This window comes from uncultured Tateyamaria sp., from assembly GCF_947487805.1.
In the GTDB taxonomy this organism is placed as follows: Bacteria; Pseudomonadota; Alphaproteobacteria; order Rhodobacterales; family Rhodobacteraceae; genus Tateyamaria.
The window spans coordinates 390003-407670 of record NZ_CANKXW010000001.1 but is presented as its reverse complement, the minus strand read 5'-3'; the positions used below and the strand labels follow the sequence as shown (position 1 = coordinate 407670).

General features: G+C 66.7%; 16 protein-coding genes and 1 tRNA gene. 10 read left to right on the top strand and 7 right to left on the bottom strand.

What is annotated here, in order from left to right:
* Positions 1-53 precede the first annotated feature (53 nt).
* Positions 54-128: transfer RNA gene (locus tag Q0949_RS02040), tRNA-Thr, on the top strand.
* 290 nt (positions 129-418) lie between these two features.
* On the opposite strand, the gene Q0949_RS02035 is transcribed toward Q0949_RS02040, so the two are convergent.
* The 4 genes from Q0949_RS02035 to Q0949_RS02020 form a co-directional block, all read right to left on the bottom strand.
* Positions 419-1099, bottom strand: coding sequence for a DUF1045 domain-containing protein (locus tag Q0949_RS02035; RefSeq protein WP_299367839.1), 681 nt, complete (start codon positions 1097-1099; stop codon positions 419-421).
* Positions 1100-1170: 71 nt separating this feature from the next.
* Entirely contained in the window at positions 1171-2259 is a 1089-nt protein-coding gene (locus tag Q0949_RS02030; protein ID WP_299367836.1) for a 4-oxalomesaconate tautomerase, read from the bottom strand.
* Complete coding sequence (locus Q0949_RS02025) at positions 2256-4283, bottom strand: tripartite tricarboxylate transporter permease (protein ID WP_299367833.1); 2028 nt, start codon at positions 4281-4283, stop codon at positions 2256-2258. The genes Q0949_RS02030 and Q0949_RS02025 overlap by 4 nt, the downstream gene beginning before the upstream one ends.
* A gap of 92 nt (positions 4284-4375) precedes the next feature.
* Entirely contained in the window at positions 4376-5491 is a 1116-nt protein-coding gene (locus Q0949_RS02020; RefSeq protein ID WP_299367830.1) for a tricarboxylate transporter, read from the bottom strand.
* Between the two features lie 128 nt (positions 5492-5619).
* Here Q0949_RS02020 and Q0949_RS02015 point away from each other — a divergent pair, with 128 nt between their 5' ends.
* Together Q0949_RS02015 and Q0949_RS02010 are read left to right on the top strand one after the other, a co-directional pair.
* Positions 5620-6285 carry a response regulator transcription factor gene (locus tag Q0949_RS02015; protein WP_299367827.1) on the top strand — a complete coding sequence of 222 codons (666 nt, stop codon included), beginning with the start codon at positions 5620-5622 and terminating at the stop codon, positions 6283-6285.
* Entirely contained in the window at positions 6282-7640 is a 1359-nt protein-coding gene (locus Q0949_RS02010; protein ID WP_299367824.1) for a sensor histidine kinase, read from the top strand. The genes Q0949_RS02015 and Q0949_RS02010 overlap by 4 nt, the downstream gene beginning before the upstream one ends.
* Here the strand turns inward: Q0949_RS02010 and Q0949_RS02005 are convergent.
* The gene (locus Q0949_RS02005; protein ID WP_299367821.1) at positions 7637-9424 is read right to left on the bottom strand and encodes a gamma-glutamyltransferase family protein; all 1788 of its coding nucleotides are present in this window, start codon (positions 9422-9424) and stop codon (positions 7637-7639) included. The genes Q0949_RS02010 and Q0949_RS02005 overlap by 4 nt on opposite strands.
* A 133-nt stretch (positions 9425-9557) precedes the next feature.
* Positions 9558-10022 carry a fasciclin domain-containing protein gene (locus Q0949_RS02000; protein WP_299369471.1) on the bottom strand — a complete coding sequence of 155 codons (465 nt, stop codon included), beginning with the start codon at positions 10020-10022 and terminating at the stop codon, positions 9558-9560.
* A 147-nt stretch (positions 10023-10169) separates the two neighbouring features.
* Between Q0949_RS02000 and Q0949_RS01995 the strand changes: the two genes are divergently transcribed.
* Both Q0949_RS01995 and Q0949_RS01990 read left to right on the top strand, forming a co-directional pair.
* Positions 10170-11021 carry a DUF6502 family protein gene (locus Q0949_RS01995; RefSeq protein WP_299367818.1) on the top strand — a complete coding sequence of 284 codons (852 nt, stop codon included), beginning with the start codon at positions 10170-10172 and terminating at the stop codon, positions 11019-11021.
* Positions 11018-11986 (top strand): hypothetical protein, encoded by a 969-nt coding sequence (locus Q0949_RS01990; protein ID WP_299367814.1) that lies wholly within the window; start codon positions 11018-11020, stop codon positions 11984-11986. Before Q0949_RS01995 ends, Q0949_RS01990 begins: the two co-directional genes overlap by 4 nt.
* A 9-nt stretch (positions 11987-11995) precedes the next feature.
* On the opposite strand, the gene Q0949_RS01985 is transcribed toward Q0949_RS01990, so the two are convergent.
* Positions 11996-12379, bottom strand: a complete 384-nt coding sequence (locus Q0949_RS01985) for a hypothetical protein (RefSeq protein WP_299367811.1) — start codon at positions 12377-12379, stop codon at positions 11996-11998.
* 302 nt (positions 12380-12681) lie between these two features.
* Between Q0949_RS01985 and Q0949_RS01980 the strand changes: the two genes are divergently transcribed.
* The 5 genes from Q0949_RS01980 (at position 12682) to Q0949_RS01960 (ending at position 17654) form a co-directional block, all read left to right on the top strand.
* Positions 12682-12972, top strand: coding sequence for a hypothetical protein (locus Q0949_RS01980; protein ID WP_299367808.1), 291 nt, complete (start codon positions 12682-12684; stop codon positions 12970-12972).
* Between the two features lie 85 nt (positions 12973-13057).
* Positions 13058-13714 (top strand): ABC transporter ATP-binding protein, encoded by a 657-nt coding sequence (locus Q0949_RS01975; protein WP_299367805.1) that lies wholly within the window; start codon positions 13058-13060, stop codon positions 13712-13714.
* On the top strand, positions 13711-16071 hold the full coding sequence (locus tag Q0949_RS01970; RefSeq protein ID WP_299367802.1) for an ABC transporter permease: 2361 nt from the start codon (positions 13711-13713) through the stop codon (positions 16069-16071). The genes Q0949_RS01975 and Q0949_RS01970 overlap by 4 nt, the downstream gene beginning before the upstream one ends.
* Positions 16061-17107 (top strand): lipocalin-like domain-containing protein, encoded by a 1047-nt coding sequence (locus Q0949_RS01965; protein ID WP_299367800.1) that lies wholly within the window; start codon positions 16061-16063, stop codon positions 17105-17107. The genes Q0949_RS01970 and Q0949_RS01965 overlap by 11 nt, the downstream gene beginning before the upstream one ends.
* On the top strand, positions 17100-17654 hold the full coding sequence (locus Q0949_RS01960; RefSeq protein WP_299367797.1) for a pyridoxamine 5'-phosphate oxidase family protein: 555 nt from the start codon (positions 17100-17102) through the stop codon (positions 17652-17654). Before Q0949_RS01965 ends, Q0949_RS01960 begins: the two co-directional genes overlap by 8 nt.
* Positions 17655-17668 lie beyond the last annotated feature (14 nt).

Genomic DNA, 17668 nt, shown 5'->3' with positions numbered 1-17668 from the left:
GTCCAGAATGGGGTTGCGTGGGGGGGCGATTACGTCTAATCACCCGCCACGGCGCTGTGGTAGCTCAGTGGTAGAGCACACCCTTGGTAAGGGTGAGGTCGAGAGTTCAATCCTCTCTCACAGCACCAGACCTTTCCAATTCCCGAACAGCGCGCAGCTTTGGCTGAAGCGGTGGGTCTCGACTTACGGGCAACCCTTCGGGTTACCCTGAGTGCGAGAGTTCAATCCTCTCTCACAGCACCAGACTTTTCGATTCCCGCAGAAATGTTGCGCCCGGCCGATCATTCGGTCGGTCCGGTCTCGACGTACGCGCACCCTTCGAACTGGGGTCGTGTACAGGCGATGGGCGGCCCCTCTCGTGCATCCGCTGCGCGGATACCCTGCCGGGGCGACGCGCATCGCGCTGCGATGCGCTGGCCTACCCCGCCAAGGCGAACCGTTCGATCTGGTGGAAGCGGCCCGTGGGGTCTTCGCCGCAGAGGGTCAGGGCGTTGATGACATGGGGGGCAAGGGGCACTGGCGCGAGATATTGGGACAGGACGGATTCGGTGCGCGCAAGTGTCGGTTTGTCGAGTTTGCCGGTAAGCGTCAGGTGAAAGCGGAATTGGTCCAGCACATAGGGATATCCCCAGCGCACAAGGTGGGCGTCTTGTGCGGGGCTGAGCCGTGCAGCGCGGCGTTTTTCCAGCTCGGTCGCCGTGGGCGGGGCGCGGAAGGCGTCGAGATCCTGCACCATGCGCGCCGCCACGGCCCCGAGGGCCGTCGCATCGTCATCCGGGACCAGCGCCAGGAACCGGCCCAGACGGCGCAGGACCAGCGCGTTCAGCGTCACCGCCGCACTCTGGGCACAGAGATCCGCGAGGGCGCTGTGCAGCTGTGCCTCTGTCCGGCCCTCGGCCAGACGGAAAGGCGGTTTGATCGTGCCGTGAAAGCCATATTTGCGTGGCGTGTCGGTGATCCGGGCCATGTCGATATCGGGGATGTCGGGGTGGGCCACCGCCGTGCCCGCCGCGCTGTCCCAGCCCAGCCAGTGCGCCCCGAACCGGGCCATCGCCGTGTCGGGCGCGGGCGTGTAGTAGACGGCGTAACGGGTGAACATGGGGCGTGTCCTTTTGCGCAAACGGGATGCGCGGGACATGGCACAAAGTGCCGCGCGCGCCAACCGGCAGATCAGCCCGCCCAGATGTGGCGCGGCACCATGACTTCACCGCGCGCGAGCAGGCGGGCGGTGCGGGTCACGCCCGCCGACACGAAGGCAAAGCCATTGTCGCCGTTCTGGAACTGCACCCGCACGTCCATCAGCCCCATGGGATGTTCGATGCGGAACACCGCAGGCGAGGTTTCGGGCACCTCTGCCACGCCTTTTGCGACGGTGCCGGGGGCCAGCGCGCACGCAGCGAGGCATTGCGACCCCGTAACCGCGAGGGTCGGGTGCGCCGTCCACGGCATGAAATAGCGCGCCGCCATGTTACCACCCTGCGCGGGCGGGGCGATCAGCCCGACCTTGGGCACCACGGATTTGGTCACGTCGCCAAAGCCCATGCGCTTGCCCGCCTCAAGGCGCAGGGCCTCGATTCGCGCAAACAGCGCGGTGTTCTCGTCCAGTTCGGTCTGGCTTTCGTAGCCGGTGATGCCCAGATCGGACGCGCGGGCCATCATCATCGGCATGGCCACGTCCACGCAGCTGACCTCGATCCCGTCAATGACGTCGGTGGGCTGGCCGGTGGGAAAGAGCTTGCCCGTGCGGGATCCGACCACCTCCATGAAGTTCAGCGGCACCGGGGCGGCGGTGCCCGGCACGCCGTCAATCGCGGTGTCGCCGTCATAGGCCACGTGGCCGCCGGGGGTCTGCACCTCGGCCTCGACCAGCGCGCCGGTGTTGACGGCGCGGATGCGGATGCGGGTGACGTCGCCGGTGGCGGGGACCAGCCCCATTTCGATGGCCGCCGGCCCGACGCCCACGAGGATGTTGCCGCAGGTGGGGGCAAAGTCGACGAGGCGGTCCTCGACGGCGACCTGGGCAAAGAAATAGTCGATATCCGCGTCCGGGTCCTCGGAAACGGACAGCATCGCGACCTTGGTGGTCACCGCATTGCCACCGCCGAGCCCGTCGATGTTGCGCGGGTTGCCTGCGCCCACGGCGCTGCTCAGGACCTCTGCCAGCGTCTCGCGGTCTTCGGGCAGGTCGGCGCGGTTGAAATAGGGCCCGCGCGACGTGCCGCCCCGCATGAACAGGAAGGGGATCGCCGTCTGGGTCATGTCAGCGGCCACGGCAGATCGACGTATTCCTGCAACAGCCCCGGCGGGAAGTCGCGGTTCAGGAGGCCCGCCATGCCGCACATGAAGGCGATGCCCAGTGCGGTGTATCCGGCGGCAAAGCCCCAGCTGCGCCCGGCGCGGAACCGGATGAAAGAAAAGAGGAAGATCGCAAGCGCGAGGATGAAGCCCAACAGCGCAGTCAGTGCCAGGAGGGCCGCGAACCACGCCAGTGTGGGCCAAAGGCCATGGGCGTTTGCCTCGGCATCCGTGACCTCGCGGTCGGCAAAGAGCGGGTGCGTTTCGGGGCGCAGCATCATTTGCACCAGCAGGACCACACAGCCCACGATCGCCACCCCGGCCACAAAGGTCGGGAACACGCGGTCGGCGGAGGCATAGTCGGGGATCATCGCGGCATTGGTGAAGGCCACCAGCAGATAGCCCAGGATCACCAGCAGGAAGATCATCGGCGCGCGTTTGGTGCCCGCCTGCACCTCGCCCTCGGCCATGATCGTTTTGGCCTGCCGCAGGCCCAGCACCACGGAGATCACGGTGATGATGATCAGCACGATGACAATGGGGGAGAAGATATAGTCGATGCCCTCCTCGAACCCTTTGCGAAACCGGGAACGGGCGATCTGCACCGCCTGGTTGGCGTAGGTTTCGGCGGGGTTCGACAGTACGAACCCGATCAGGAAGGCCGGGCGTGACCAGTCAAAGCGGCGCATCATGATGCCCAGAAGGCCGATACCAAAGAGCGCCACGAGGTCCATCAGGTTCTGGCCCGACTGGAAGGCGGCAAAGCTGATGATCATGAAGAGGAACGGTGCCAGCAGGCCGAAGGGCACGGTGGTCAGGCGCGCAATCCCGCCCGAGGCGGCGATACAGATCAGCGTGCCCACCACGTTCGCCATGGCCAGCAGCCAGACGATGGCATAGGTGATGTCGAGGTTGTTTTTCAGCATCGAGGGGCCGACCTCGATATTGCCGGAGCCCAGCAGGGCGATGGCCCCGATGAAGATCGCCATGGACCCCGAGCCGGGGATGCCAAAGAGCAGCGTGGGCACCAGCCCGCCGCCTTCCTTGGCGTTGTTCGAACTTTCGGGGCCGATCACGCCGCGGACCTCGCCCTGTCCGAACTTGGACTTGTCCTTGGTCGTCTGGACGGCGTGGCCATAGGCGATCCAGTCGACGACGGAGCCGCCGAGGCCGGGGATCACGCCGACGATGACGCCGATGATGGAACAGCGCACGGACAGCCAGATATTGGCGAACCAGTCGCGCACGCCCAGAAGCCAGCCACCGCCCAACGCAGAGCGGTCGGAGATGGCGCGGTCCTGCCGGAGGAGTGCGACGATTTCGGGGATGGCAAAGATGCCAAGGCCCACGATCACCAGTTTGAACCCGTCCACGAGGTAGGGCATGTCGTAGGTCGCCATGCGCAGCGCGCCGGAGCTGTCGCCCTCGCCGATGGTGCCGATCATCATGCCGAGACCTGCGGCCGCGATGCCCTTGATTGCGACACGGCCCGCGAGGATGCCGACCATGGACAGGCCAAAGATGGTGATCATCAGCAATTCGGGCGTGCGGAATTCCAGCACGATGGGGCGTGCCACGAGGATGAACACGGTCAGGAAGGCGGCGCCGACGAGGCCGCCAAAGAGGGATGAGGCAAAGGCCGCGGACAAGGCACGCGCGGCCTCGCCCTTTTTGGCCATGGGAAAGCCATCCAGCACCGTGGCCTGGCTTGCCGATGACCCGGGGATCCCCATGAGGACGGAGGCAAAGGTGTCGGAGGTGGGCACGACCGCGACCATGCCGATCATCAGGGCAAGGCCCAGCACCGGATCCATCCCGAACATGAAGGGCAAGAGCAGCGACAGGCCCGCAATCCCGCCCAGGCCGGGAAAGACCCCGATACAGAGGCCCATGACCACGCCAAGGACGAGGTAGCCGAGAACGACGGGTTGAAAGATCAGGCTTGCGGCGTCGCCGAGAGCCGGCAAAGCGAGCGTCAGGAAATCCATGGGTGTGTCTTTCGGTCAGCCATGGTGGGCAGTATTGCCCACCCTACCGGCGGGAAGAGTAGGGTGGGCAATGCTGCCCACCCCTGGTCCAATCACTTCAGCGACACGCCATAGCGGTCCTGCAGCCATGTGGTGACAAAGGTCTTGGCCGCCTCGGGCACCTCGGTCGCGCTGTTCAGCGCGCCTGTGGCCGCCTCGCCCGTCATCTGCGGGTACTTGCCCAGACGGGCGCCCGAGATCTCGGCGAAGTCCGCCCGTGCTTTGACGTCTTCGAAGGCCTTGGTGTAGGTCACGATGGCATCGTTGGACGCGCCTGCGGGCAGGAACACCATTTTCTGCGCAGGGAAGCCCGCGATGAAGAACGCCTTCCAGGCATCCCATTGTTCGCCGCTGGTTTCACAGCCGTCTGTCGCCTCGCACACCTCTTTGAAGGTCGGCATGTCGGGGAATGTGGGATCGCGCACGATGTTGCCATCCGCGTCCAGCGCACCCCAGGACATCATCGGTACGGCGGTGCCTGCCTCGACCAGCGGTGTCACGCCCTTGAGGTAGGACGAGGACGTCTGGTAGTCGATGTTGGCTTCGCCGCGTTCGAACATCAGTCGGCCATCGCCACGGCCCTTGATGCCGAACACCGGCTCGACGTTCAGGCCCAGCATTTCCCATGCCAGCAGCGGCACGAGGTCGAGGCGCGTGGCGCCCTGGCTGCCGTAGATGAAGTCTTCTTCCTTGAGGCCGGAGGCGTCCATGCCGTCCATCTTGGCGGCCAGATCCGGCGGCAGGTAGGCGACGCCGCCCGTGCCGGAGGCGAGGACCACGTTCCAGTCCTTGTATTCATAGCGCACGCGCGGATCGCCCAGCAGGTAGGGGAACTGTGTGGAGCCGGACGAGCCGAAGATCAGCGTGCCTTCGCTGTCGTCATAGGACTGTTCCTGGAACCAGTTCGCCCCTTTGGTTGATCCCGCACCGGGCATGAATTTCACGACCACGGTGGGTTGGCCCGGCAGGGCCTCGCTCAGCAGTGGGGCGTAGAAGTTGGCCCATTTGGCGGAGCCGCCGGTCTCGGAGAACGGGATCACCCATTCCACGGTCTTGCCGGACAGGTCGATGCCGTGGCCCCCGGCCACCGCGTCTGTCGCGAATGCGAAGCTGGCGGCAACCGCCGCAGCCCCAAAGGCGGCCCCGTGGGCCGTTTTCGTCAGTGTCATAGTCTTCCTCCCAGTGTGCGCAGGCGTATTGAGCCGCCTGCTGTCACGAATCGACGGGATTGCCCCGCCGGATGTGCGCAGGTTAACTGTCGAAACTTGCGTGAAGCTGACAGACGGGGGTTTTTTGCGTGCGTATTGCGATTGTCGAGGACAACCTGAGCGTCGCCAAGGGGATCGCGTACCGCCTCGAGGACCGGGGGCACGCGACCGATCTGATCCATGACGGGGCGGATGCGGATGCGTTTTTGCAAGGCGATTCCAATGATCTGGTGATCCTTGACGTCAACCTGCCGCGGCTGGACGGGTTGTCCGTGTTGCGGAACCTGCGGGCGCGCGGGGATGTGCGCCCGGTGCTGTTGCTGACCGCGCGGGCGGATGTGGAGGCGCGGGTGGCGGGGCTGGATGCGGGTGCGGACGACTATCTGACCAAGCCCTTTGACATGGACGAACTGGAGGCGCGGCTGCGGGCGTTGTCACGGCGGCGGGCGCAGCCCATCGAGACCGGGCACCAATTCGGGCCGCTGGCCTTTGACACCCAGAGCCGCAGCCTGACTGTGGGCGACGCCGTTCTGGACGTGCCGCGCCGCGAGTTGGCGGTGGCGGATGCGCTGATGGCCGCGCAGGGGCGTGTGGTGGCCAAGGCCGCCCTGATCGAGCGGGTTTACGGCACCGGCGCGGATGTGGAGGACAGCGCCATCGAGGTGCATGTGTCCCGCCTGCGCAAGCGCCTGCGTCCCTTCGGCGTCGACATCCGGGCGCAACGGGGCCTTGGCTACCGGCTGGAGGAGGTATGATGGGTCATTCGCTGCGCCAGCGCCTGTTCGTGATCATCCTCGTACCGCTCTTGGTGATCTCGCTGATCGCGGGTGTATGGCGTCTGTCCGAGGCGCGGCGCACGGCGCAGGATCTCTATGACAACGCGCTGTTGATCACCGCGCTGGCGGTGTCGCGGGACGTGGCGCTGGCGGATGGGGACCTGATCTCGTCCGAGACCGAGGCGTTGCTGGCCGACACCGCCGGTGGATTGGTGCGGTATCACGTCTATGCGCCCGACGGCGTGTTCGTCACGGGCTTTGCCGTGCCGCCGGTGCCGATCACGGCGGGCACCATCCAGGCGGAGCCCTATGTTTTTTTCGACGCCACCTACAAGGGGCGCGCGGTGCGGGTGCTGCGCCTGAAATACGTGACGCAGATCGACGGGTTTTCGGGGCCGTTCACCGTGACCGTCTGGCAGGATCAGGCGGTGCGGCAGGCCTTTGTGCAGACGCTGGGGTACCGGGCGCTGGCGGTGATTTCGGTGCTGATCCTGACCACGGCCATTGTCGTGTGGTTCGGGGTGAATCTCGGGCTGAAACCTCTGTTGGATCTGGAGGACGCGATTTCGCGCCGCAATCCCGAAGACCTCAGCCCGATCCGCCGCCGGGTGCCGATCGAGACGCGGGGCATCGTGGAGCGGTTGAACCGCCTGCTGGGGCAGGTCAGCCAGTCGATGGAGGCGCAGGCGGCGTTCATCTCGGATGCCTCGCACCAGTTACGCAACCCGCTGGCGGGGGTGCGCGCGCTGGGCGAGGCGATCCTGACCGCGCGGACGCTGGACGTTGCCAAGGCGCGGGCGGGCGATCTGGTCACCGCCGCCGAACGCGCGGGTGATCTGGCCGAGAACCTGATGACGCTGGAACGCGCGCGCGCCTCGGTCGGGGGTGCTACACGGTCGGTGGATCTGGCGCAGCTGCTGCGCAGCACGGTTGCGGATTTCGAGGGCCGGGCCGCACGGATGGGCGTACGTCTGGTGCTGGCGGGGGTCGAGGACCGCATGATGGCCAAGCTGGATGGCACCATGGTGCAGGAGGCGGTCAAGAACCTGATAGACAACGCGCTGCTGCATGGGGGCGCGGATCTGGGCGCGGTGTCGGTGTCGCTGCATGCGGGGCACGAGCTGCGGGTGACGGTCGCCGATGATGGCCGCGGCGTGCCGCGCGATGACTTTCCCAAGATCCTCGCACGCTTTGGCCAGGCCGATCCCAGCGATGGCAGCGGTCTCGGCCTGTCGATTGCCGAGGCCGTGGCGCGGCGCCATGGTGGCGCGCTGACCCTCGATCCGGTGCCACAGGGGTTCAGCGCATCGCTGCGCCTGCCCCGCGCGGCCTAGCGGCCCATCGCGTAGGCCTGCATCAGGCGCGGGGTCGCGGCGGCCTTGATCAGACCATCCGGCGTATGCAGCGCGGCCGTCAGGCGGCCCACCGTCCATGGATCCGCAACCTCGAGCGCGTGGCCTTTGGCGCGCAGTGCGTCCAGCGTGTCGGTGCCGAAATGCGGCTCGGCCATCAGGTGGCCGGGGCGGATGTCGCGGGGATAAAAGCTCGCTTGCAGGTGGGCGGTGTGAAAGAGCGGCGCGTCGATGGCCTCTTGCAGGTTCAGGCCGTGGTGGACGTGGCGCAGGAAGAACGCGAGTTGCCATTGGTCCTGCTGATCGCCGCCGGGGGTGCCGAAGGCCAGCGCCTGCCCGTCATCGTGCAGCGCCATGGACGGCGACAGGGTGGTGCGCGGCCTGCGGCCCGGTGCCAGCGACGTGGGCAGGCCCGGCGTCAGCCAGAACATCTGGGCCCGCGTGTTGAGCGGCGCGCCCAGCCCCGGCACCACCGGGTTTGATTGCAGCCAGCCGCCCGAGGGCGTGGCGGACACCATATTGCCCCACTGGTCGACCACGTCGATATGCACGGTGTCGCCTTTACGGTTGGTGAGGTGCGCCATGGTCGGCTCTCCGCCGCCTACACCCGCCGCGAGGGATACGCTGCGCCCCACGCGGGCCTGATAGGCGGCGGCGGGGATTTCAAAGCCCGCGATCTGGCCCGGTTGGTGGTCGTGGGTCGCGTCGTCGGTGATGGTCGCGCGGTGGGCGTCGGCGTGGGCCTCGGACAGCAGCACATCGAGCGGGATGTCGGCATGGTCCGGGTCGCCGTAATAGACCTCGCGGTCGGCAAAGCCGCGTTTGAGCGCCTCGGCCACCAGATGGACAAAGTCGGGCCCGTTCGGGTCCATGTCGCCCAGCGGATCATTGCGCAGCATGTTCAGGCATTGCAGCAGCACCGGCCCCTGGGTCCACGGCCCGCATTTGTGCACATCCCAGCCGTGGTGATGGGTCGACACGGTCGGCTCGTAACTGGCGGACCAGCGGGCCATGTCCTCGCCGGTCAGCACACCCGCGCGGCGCGCGCCCGTGCCGTCCATGACGCAGGCCTCGGCCAGATAGCTGTCGATGGCCTCGGCCACGAAGCCCTGGGAAAAGGCGCGGCGCGCGGCCTCGATGCCCGCAACGCGGCCCTTGGCGGCGTCGGCCTCTTGCACGAGGCGGGTCCACATGTCGGCCAGTTGCGGGTTGGCAAAGAGCGCACCCGCCGCCGGGGCGGTGCCACCGGGCATCCAGACCTCGGCCGCGGTGGGCCATTCGTCGGCAAAAAATTGTGCCTGTGCCGCAATCGTATCGGCCACGCGCGGCAAGAGGGGGTGGCCGGCGCGGGCATAGTGGATGGCGGGCGCGAGAATGTCGCGCAATGGCAGACGCCCGTGGTCGCGCAGCATCAGCATCCACGCATCAAAGGCCCCCGGCACCACGGTGGCCAAGAGCCCGGAGCCGGGGATCATGTCCAGTCCTTCGTCGCGGTAGTGATCGATGGTCGCCGCTGCGGGGGCCACGCCCTGTCCGCAGACCGCCACGGGGGCCTCGCCCGCCACGCGGATCAGGGCGGGCATGTCGCCCAAGGGGCCGTTCAGGTGGGGCTCGACCACGTTGAGCATGAAGCCCATCCCGGCGGCGGCATCAAAGGCGGTGCCACCGGCCTCGAGCAGTTTCAGGCCGACGGCAGAGGCCAGCCAGTGGGTCGAGGTCACCATGCCAAAGGTGCCGGAGAGTTCGGGGCGGGTAGTAAAGGTCATGGGCGGCTCGGACAGTTGGACGCAAAGGGGGTTTTCCGCCCAACTGTCGCCTGTGCCGCCTCGGGATGCAAAGCAAATGGACGGCGATGATGCGCCGCCCATGCCTTGATCAGGGCCTTGATCAGGGCCTTGATCAGGGCAGCAGCACGCTGTCGATCACGTGAATGACGCCGTTCGAGGTCAGGATATCGGCCTGTGTGACGTTGGATTTCTCGACCTTGACGCCGTTGCGGCCATCAATGTGCACGTTCGCGCCGTTCACCGTCGCCACGCTCAGGCGTTTGCCGGCGAGATCAGCGGCCAGCGTCTGACCGGGCAGCACGTGATAGGTGAGAATCGCGGTCAGCTGGTCCTTGTTCTCGGGCTTGAGCAGGTTTTCGACGGTACCTGCGGGCAGTTTGGCAAAGGCCGCGTCGGTGGGTGCGAAGACGGTGAAGGGGCCGGGCGATTTCAGCGTCTCGACAAGGCCTGCGGCCTGCACGGCGGCGACCAGCGTGTTGAAGGACCCGGCCGCGACGGCCGTGTCGACGATATCAGGCTGCGTGGTTGTTTCGGCACAAGCGCCGAGGGCTGCGAATGTGGCACCAACAACTGTCATTTTCATAAAGGAACGGCGTTTCATGGGGATCTCCCTTGGTTGCAAATCTTCCGTGGGATTATTTCCCACAAACGGCGAAATGACGCAGCCCCGCGAAATATCAAGGATTGGCGTGGAATTTTTTTCCACGCCCAGTTACGGTGCCATATGAGCGATGATCCCCACACCAGCCCATCGGAGGCGTTCCTGCGCGTTTTGCGCGGGCTGTTGCGCCCGTTGGTGCGCACGATGATTGCGCGCGGTCTGACCGCGCCGGTGATCTACAGCCTGCTCAAGCGGGTGTTTGTGGAGGTGGCGGAGGAGTCGTTCCGGCTGGATGACAAGCCATTGACCGACAGCCGCATTGCCCTGCTGACCGGGGTGCACCGCAAGGACATCCGCATGATCCGCGCGGAGGGAGCAGGCGACGGCCCCGTGGCCCGGCGCAAGAGCGCGGTGCTGGCCACGGTGGTTGGCCAATGGATGTCGCAGCCCGAGTATTCGGACGGGGGTGGCCCGCGCGCCCTGCCCCGGTCCGCCGCGGAAGACGTGGATTTCGAGGCGCTGGTGCGGTCGGTGAACACGGATGTGCGGCCCCGGACGGTTCTGGATGAGCTTTTGCGGGCGGGTCTGGTCCGGCAGGATGCGCAGGACATGCTGCACCTCCAGACCGACGCGGTCGTGGGGGCAAGCACGACGGGCGACCGCGAGGTGTTCTTTGCCGCCAATGTGGGCGACCATCTGGCGGCAGCGACCGAGAACCTGTTGGCCGCGCAGCCGCCGTTCTTTGAACGGTCGGTGTTCTACAACCAGATGACACCCGAGGCGGTGGACGAGGTCGAGGCGGCGGCGCGTGTGCAGGCGCAGGCCATGCTGGAGGACCTGAACCGGCGCAGCAGCGCGCTGCACCGCCGCGACAAGGACAGCGACGCCGCCCGCCAGAGATACCGGGTCGGCGTCTATTTCTACAAGGAAGACGCGGCGCCTGTGCCGCCAGAAGAAGGGCAGGACACGCCGTGACCCGTGTGACAAGACGCCAGGCCATCGGCCTGATCGGGGCCAGCGCACTCAGCGCCTGTGCCCCTGCCATCCCCCTCAGCCAGGTGGGCGATGACCCGTTCGAGGGCGGCATCGGCGGCACCGGCATCGTTGGTTTGATGACCGGCACCGGCAGCGTGCTGGTCAACGGGATGCGGGTGGAGTTGCCCGGTGCGGTGCGTGTGTTCATGGACGGCGCGCGCGTGGGCACGGCCGCCCTGCAACCTGGCATGGGGCTGAGTATGGTGGCGCGCACGCGGCTGGACCGGTTCGAGGCGGTGCGCATCGACGTCGACACGCCACTGATCGGGACGCTGGCGCGGCATGGCGCGGGTTTTGCGATCAACGGCACGCCGTTGCGGCCCGATCCGGGCCTGTCGCTTGCGTCGCATGTGGGCCACCGTGTGGCGGCACACGGGATCTGGCGCGCGGATGGCGCGGTGCAGACAAGCCTTGTGACCGCCGCCCCCGCAGGGCCGGACCGGCTGTCCGGTGTGCTTGTCGGATCGGCCGCGGATGGTTGGCAGATCGGCCAGACCCGCGTCGAGACGGATGCCCGCCTGACCGCCGGTCAGTTCGCGGTGGCGGTCGGAACCTATCATGGCGGGCGTCTGGCGGCGCAGACCGTGCAGATGGGACGGTTCCGCGAGGGCGGAGGCACGCTGCGGCAACTGTCGGTCGAAGGGTTCCTTGAGCCGGTGCAGACCGCGCCGGGGTTCCGTATTGCGGGTCTGGGGCACAGCTTTGATCAACGATTGGACCTGGCCCCGTTTGCGGCACGGCGGGCGGTGTATTTCGGGCCCTATGACGGCCTATTCCGCGCGCGTCGGGCGGTTGTGTTGCCGCAATCGGCGGCGCAGCGCGCAACGCTATTGCGGCCTGACGACGGGGCGCGCATTTCGGGTGGCATTGGGGCGGAAAATACCCTGCCGGTTATCCGCAAATAGGGGATGCGATTAGCTGCCCAATAGCAAGGACTGGCAATCGCGCACCCGGAGGGACGCGTGCGCGCGGGCCATTTTCGCGAGTTTCGGATTATTGCCGAATGTGGCCGTTGTCAGCATGGCGGAGTGGGCGAGTTTCGCCTCGATCCGGGTGTTGAGGATGGACCGGGCATTGTCCTGCGGCATGACAGCATCCAAAACGGCGACGAATTGCGCGCGCTGCGCCATCAGCGCATCCGCACGCGTGTCATTCATCAGCCAGGCATGTTCCAACTCGGCCGATAACCGGCCTGTACATTTGGCAAAAATCGTTGCCACGTCGCCGCTGGCCTGCGCCATGCACGGCAGGCAGAGACATGCAAGGACTCGCAGGATGGTCGATTCAAAACCGCTCATAAAGTGAGCATTGCAGCAAAATATGCGCCGCACAAGCGGGCAGAATGAAAACTTTTCCAGATCTCTTTATCGCAGCGCGCAGCATCGTTCCGGAATTACAAACCAAAACCGTCGAAATACCGCTGATCAATTCCCGAAATTCTACCTTCGATTGAAATACCGAAATTTTCGAATAGGCGACTCGCCTGTATTCGCATAATCGTAAGTTGTGTTGGGAACGTATCGGCAAAGTTGTGAACATCCGCTTTTGGGATGAATTGGAGAGTTGCGTCAGCTATTTGACCTTCTCGAAAGGGATTGGCGTGCGGCGCGCGGTTCCGATGGCCTGTTTGCGCCATTCCGAAATCCCGGTTGAATACCTGCTGCTGTCGCTGTCCTCGGCGGCTTCAGCGATGGAGGACAGTTGGCCGCTTGCCGACCGGCTGAACCAGGCGCATTTGCTGGATCTGTACCGGTCCGTATCGGCGGTGGCGGCGGACATCGCGATGCACAATCTGGCTGGGCGAGAATGTCGGAATTGCGGGGACCTTCTGCGCCATTGGCGGGTTACGGATGACGGGTATTTCGACACGCGTGACCTTGCGGCGGTCTGACCGCGCGGCAGCGGGCAAAAAACATCCGGTCAGCCCTGTTCGCGCCCGCCGCATGCGATAGGTTCTAGCCGAACAGAGGTGCGCCGTGCTGCTAGAATTCCAATCCGTGACAAAGTCCTTCCATGATGCGGACGGGGCCATTCCCGTCCTGCGGGGGGTCAGTTTCGAGCTGCGCGCAGGCGAGACGCTGGCGCTGACGGGCGAGTCGGGCAGCGGCAAGAGCACGCTGATGCACATCGCCGCCGGTCTGGACGCGCCGGATGGGGGCGCGGTGCGGGTTGCGGGCCACGATCTGACCGCGATGAACGATGCAGCCCTTGCCGCCTTTCGCCGGACGGAGGTGGCGCTGGTGTTCCAGCAGTTCAACCTGATCCCGTCGCTGACCGTGGGGGCCAACATTGCGTTGCAGGCGGCATTGGCCGGGGCCGACGATCCGGCCCGGCAGGAGATGCTGGTGGCGCGGCTGGGTCTGACGGAGCATGTGCACAAGTTCCCCGAGGCCCTGTCGGGCGGGCAGCAGCAGCGGGTGGCCATCGCGCGCGCGCTGGCGGCCAAGCCCAAGCTGCTGCTCGCCGACGAGCCCACCGGCAATCTGGATGAGGCGACGGCGGATCAGGTGCTGGAGCAGATGCTGGCGCTGGTGGCGCAGACCGGGGCGGCGCTGATGGTTGTGACCCATTCGCCCACCGTGGCCGCGCGCATGGACCGGGTGCTGCATCTGCGCGGCGGGCTTTTGGCATGATGCGCGCGTGCCTCGGGGCGCTTGTGTCGCATTGGCGGCGCAATCCTGTACAGCTTTTTGCCTATCTGGCGGGTCTGGCGCTGGCCACGGCGCTGTGGTCGGGCGTGCAGGCCATCAACAGCGAGGCGCGCAACAGCTATGACGCCGCCGCAGCAACGCTGAGCGAGGGGCAGTACGATCAGCTTGTGGCGCGGTCGGGCGGGGCCATTCCGCTGGCCACCTATGTGGCGCTGCGGCGCAGTGGCTGGATGGTGTCGCCGATGATCGAGGCGGAGGTGCGGGGCGTGCGTCTGATCGGGGTGGATCCGCTGACCACGCCGGTGTCCTTTGGGGTAGGCGATACGGGCGCCGCGCCGGAGCTGGATCACCTCTTTGCCAATGCCGCCACCGCGCGGCGGCTGGCCGGAGTGGCGCCCGTGACCGTGCAGGAGACGGTTGGCCCCAACATGGCCATCGGGGACATCGGCCTTGTGCAGCGGCTGAGCGGGGCAGCCGGTCTGACCCGTCTGTTCGTACTGCCGGACCAGCCGGTGACGCGCCCGGCGTTGCAGGACGTGGCGCCCGGTCTGGCGCTGCAACCGTCGGGGCAGCAGGCAGATATCGGGCAGCTGACGGACAGTTTTCATCTGAACCTCACGGCCTTTGGCCTGCTGAGTTTTGCTGTAGGGCTGTTCATCGTGCACAGCACCATCGGCCTCGCCTTCGAGCAGCGGCGCGGCATGATCCGCACGTTGCGGTCGATCGGCGTGCCGCTGCGGGGTCTGGTTGTGCTGATCACCGCCGAGATGCTGTTTCTGGCGCTGGTGGGGGCGGCACTGGGCGTGGTGCTGGGCTATGTGATTGCGGCGCTGTTGCTGCCCGATGTGGCGGCGACGCTGCGGGGGCTTTACGGGGCGGAGGTGTCGGGCACGCTGCAACTGCGGGCCGAATGGTGGCTGTCGGGACTGGCCCTGGCGCTTTTGGGCACGGCGGCGGCGCTGGCCGGGCGCATCTGGCAGGTCGCGCGGATGCCTGTGCTGGCCAGTGCGCGCCCGCGCGCCTGGGTGATGGCGACCGCCGCCCGGTTTCGGGTGCAGTCGGCGGGGGCGGTGGCCCTGCTGGCCGTGGCGGGGGTGCTCTTTGCGGTGGGCGACGGGCTTTTGGCGGCCTTTGCCCTGCTGGGGTGTCTGCTGATCGGGGCGGCGCTGGCGCTGCCTGCGCTGGCGGCGATGGTGTTGTCGGGATTGCAGCACCGTGCGCGCGGACCGGTGGCGATGTGGTTCTGGGCCGACACGCGCCAGCAATTGCCGGGCCTGAGCCTTGCGCTGATGGCGCTGCTGCTGGCGGTGTCGGCCAATATCGGGGTGTCGACGATGGTGTCGAGCTTTCGGCTGACCTTTGTCGCGTTTCTGGATCAGCGGCTGGCGCCCGAGCTGTTCGTGCGCGTGGGGTCCAAGAACGAGAGCGCCGCCTTGCGCCAGCTGTTGGATGCGCGCGGGCTGGAGGTGCTGCCGCTGATGTCGACATCGACGCGCGTGGCGGGGCAGCCGGTGCAGGTTTACGGGATCGAGGTCGGGCCGACCTATCGCGAGAACTGGGCCTTTGTCGACGCGGGCGCGGATATGTGGGACCGGGTGCAGGCGGGCGCGGCCGCCGTGGTGAACGAACAGCTGGCCCGGCGCGCAAATCTGTGGGTGGGGGACCGTGTCACGCTGTCGCCGGACCTGGCGCTGCCCATTGCGGGCGTGGTGGGGGATTACGGCAATCCGCTGGGGCAGGTGGTTGTTGCCGCCCCCGTTTATGCAACGCTCTATCCCGATGACTATCCCGGCCAGTTCGGTATCCGCACCAGCACGCCGGATGCACTGCGCCGCGCCATCATGGACAGCGTGGGCCTGCCCGACAGCGCCATCATCGATCAGGCCGAGATCAAGGCGCTGTCGCTGGGGGTGTTCGAGCGGACATTCACCGTGACCGCCGTGCTGAACGTGCTGACGCTGGGGGTTGCGGGCTTTGCCATATTGATGAGCCTTCTGACCCTCGCCGATCTGCGGGTGCCGCAGCTGGCGCCCGTCTGGGCGCTGGGGCTGACGCGGCGGACGCTGGGGCGGTTGGAGCTGGCCCGCGCGGTGGCGCTGGCGGGCATCGTCTTTGTCTGCGCCCTGCCCCTTGGGCTGGCGCTGGCCTGGGTGTTGCTGAGCCGGGTCAATGTGGCCGCCTTTGGCTGGCAATTGCCCATGTTCCTCTTTCCCGCCGACTATGGCTGGCTCGGGGCCTATGCGCTGGTGGCGGCGGCGCTGGCCGCGGCGTGGCCTGCGTGGCGGTTGATGCGCACGCCGCCTGCGCGCCTGCTCAAGGTGTTTGCCCATGAACGTTAGAGCCCTTGCCCTGCTGCTGTGCCTGTGGCCCCTGACCCTTGCGGCACAGGGGTTTTCCGGGTTGGGATCGCAGGCCGGGGATGCCTTTGCCAATCCCGTATGCGGCACGGTCCTGACCTTTCCGCGCGATCACGGCCCGCATCCCGATTACCGGATCGAATGGTGGTATCTGACGGCCAATCTGCGCGGCGCGGATGGTACGGATTACGGGCTGCAATGGACACTGTTCCGATCGGCCCTGCGCCCCGGAGAGGACACGGGCTGGGCCTCGCCGCAGATCTGGTTTGGCCATGCGGCCATCACCACGCCGGACCGGCATTTCGCCACGGAGCGGTTTGCGCGCGGCGGCATCGGGCAGGCCGGGGTGACCGCCGATCCGTTTGACGCGTGGATCGACGAATGGCACCTGTCGGGTACCGATTTCGACCGGCTGGACCTGGTCGCGCAGGGGCCGGATTTCGCCTATGACATGGCGCTGACGGCGCAGGGACCGCTGGTGTTTCACGGCGACAACGGGTTTTCGGTGAAATCGGAACAGGGGCAGGCCAGTTACTATTACTCGCAGCCGTTCTACCGGATCGAGGGTACGCTGACCCTGCCCCACGGCGATGTGGCCGTGACGGGCACGGCCTGGCTGGACCGGGAGTGGTCGTCACAGCCCCTGAGCGAGGATCAATCCGGCTGGGACTGGTTTTCCCTGTCCTTTGACGACGGGACCAAGATGATGGGGTTTCAGCTGCGGCAAACGGATGGCAGCGCGTTCGGGTCGGGCACGTGGATCGAGGCGGACGGCACGACGCACGCCTTTGCGGACGAGGCGATGACCGCGACGCCGCTGGCCACGAGCGCGGTGGCGGGGCGCGAGATCCCGACGCGCTGGCGCGTGACGCTGCCCGAACGGGGCGTCGATGTGACGGTGGAGGCGCTGAACACCCAGGCCTGGATGGGCCTGACCGTGCCCTATTGGGAGGGGCCGGTGCGCATCTCCGGCAGCCATGGCGGCGTGGGATATCTGGAGATGACAGGCTATGAGTGATCCGAACGACCTGAGCGCATTGCTGTCGGAGGTCTGGCAGCATCTGGGCCGCGGCGCCGCCGATGGCCGCCATCCCGCGCGCTATCCGACGCTGGCAACTGTGTCGCCCGCGGGCATGCCCGAGGCGCGCACCGTGGCCCTGCGCGCGGCGCGGCGCAGCCAGAACCGGCTGGAGGCGCATACCGACATCTCCACGCCCAAGGTCGCGTCGCTGGCGCATCACCCGTGGGCCCAGTTCCACATCTGGATCCCGCGCGCGGACCTGCAATTGCGCATCACCACCCGCGTTGAGATCGTGACCGGCACGGAGGTACAGGCGCAGTGGGATGCCGTGCCTGCGGCGTCCCGCGTGTCCTATGGCACGGCACCTGTGCCCGGCACGCCGATTGACCACGTCTATGCCTATGACAAACCGCCCGTGCGGGACCGGTTTGCGGTGCTGTCCTGCGATGTGCACGAGATGGACGTGGTACATCTGGGCGCGCAGCACCGGCGCGCGCTGTTTCGCGCCGAGGATGACTGGACCGGACAGTGGGTCGCCCCGTGACAAGAGCCGCGTTG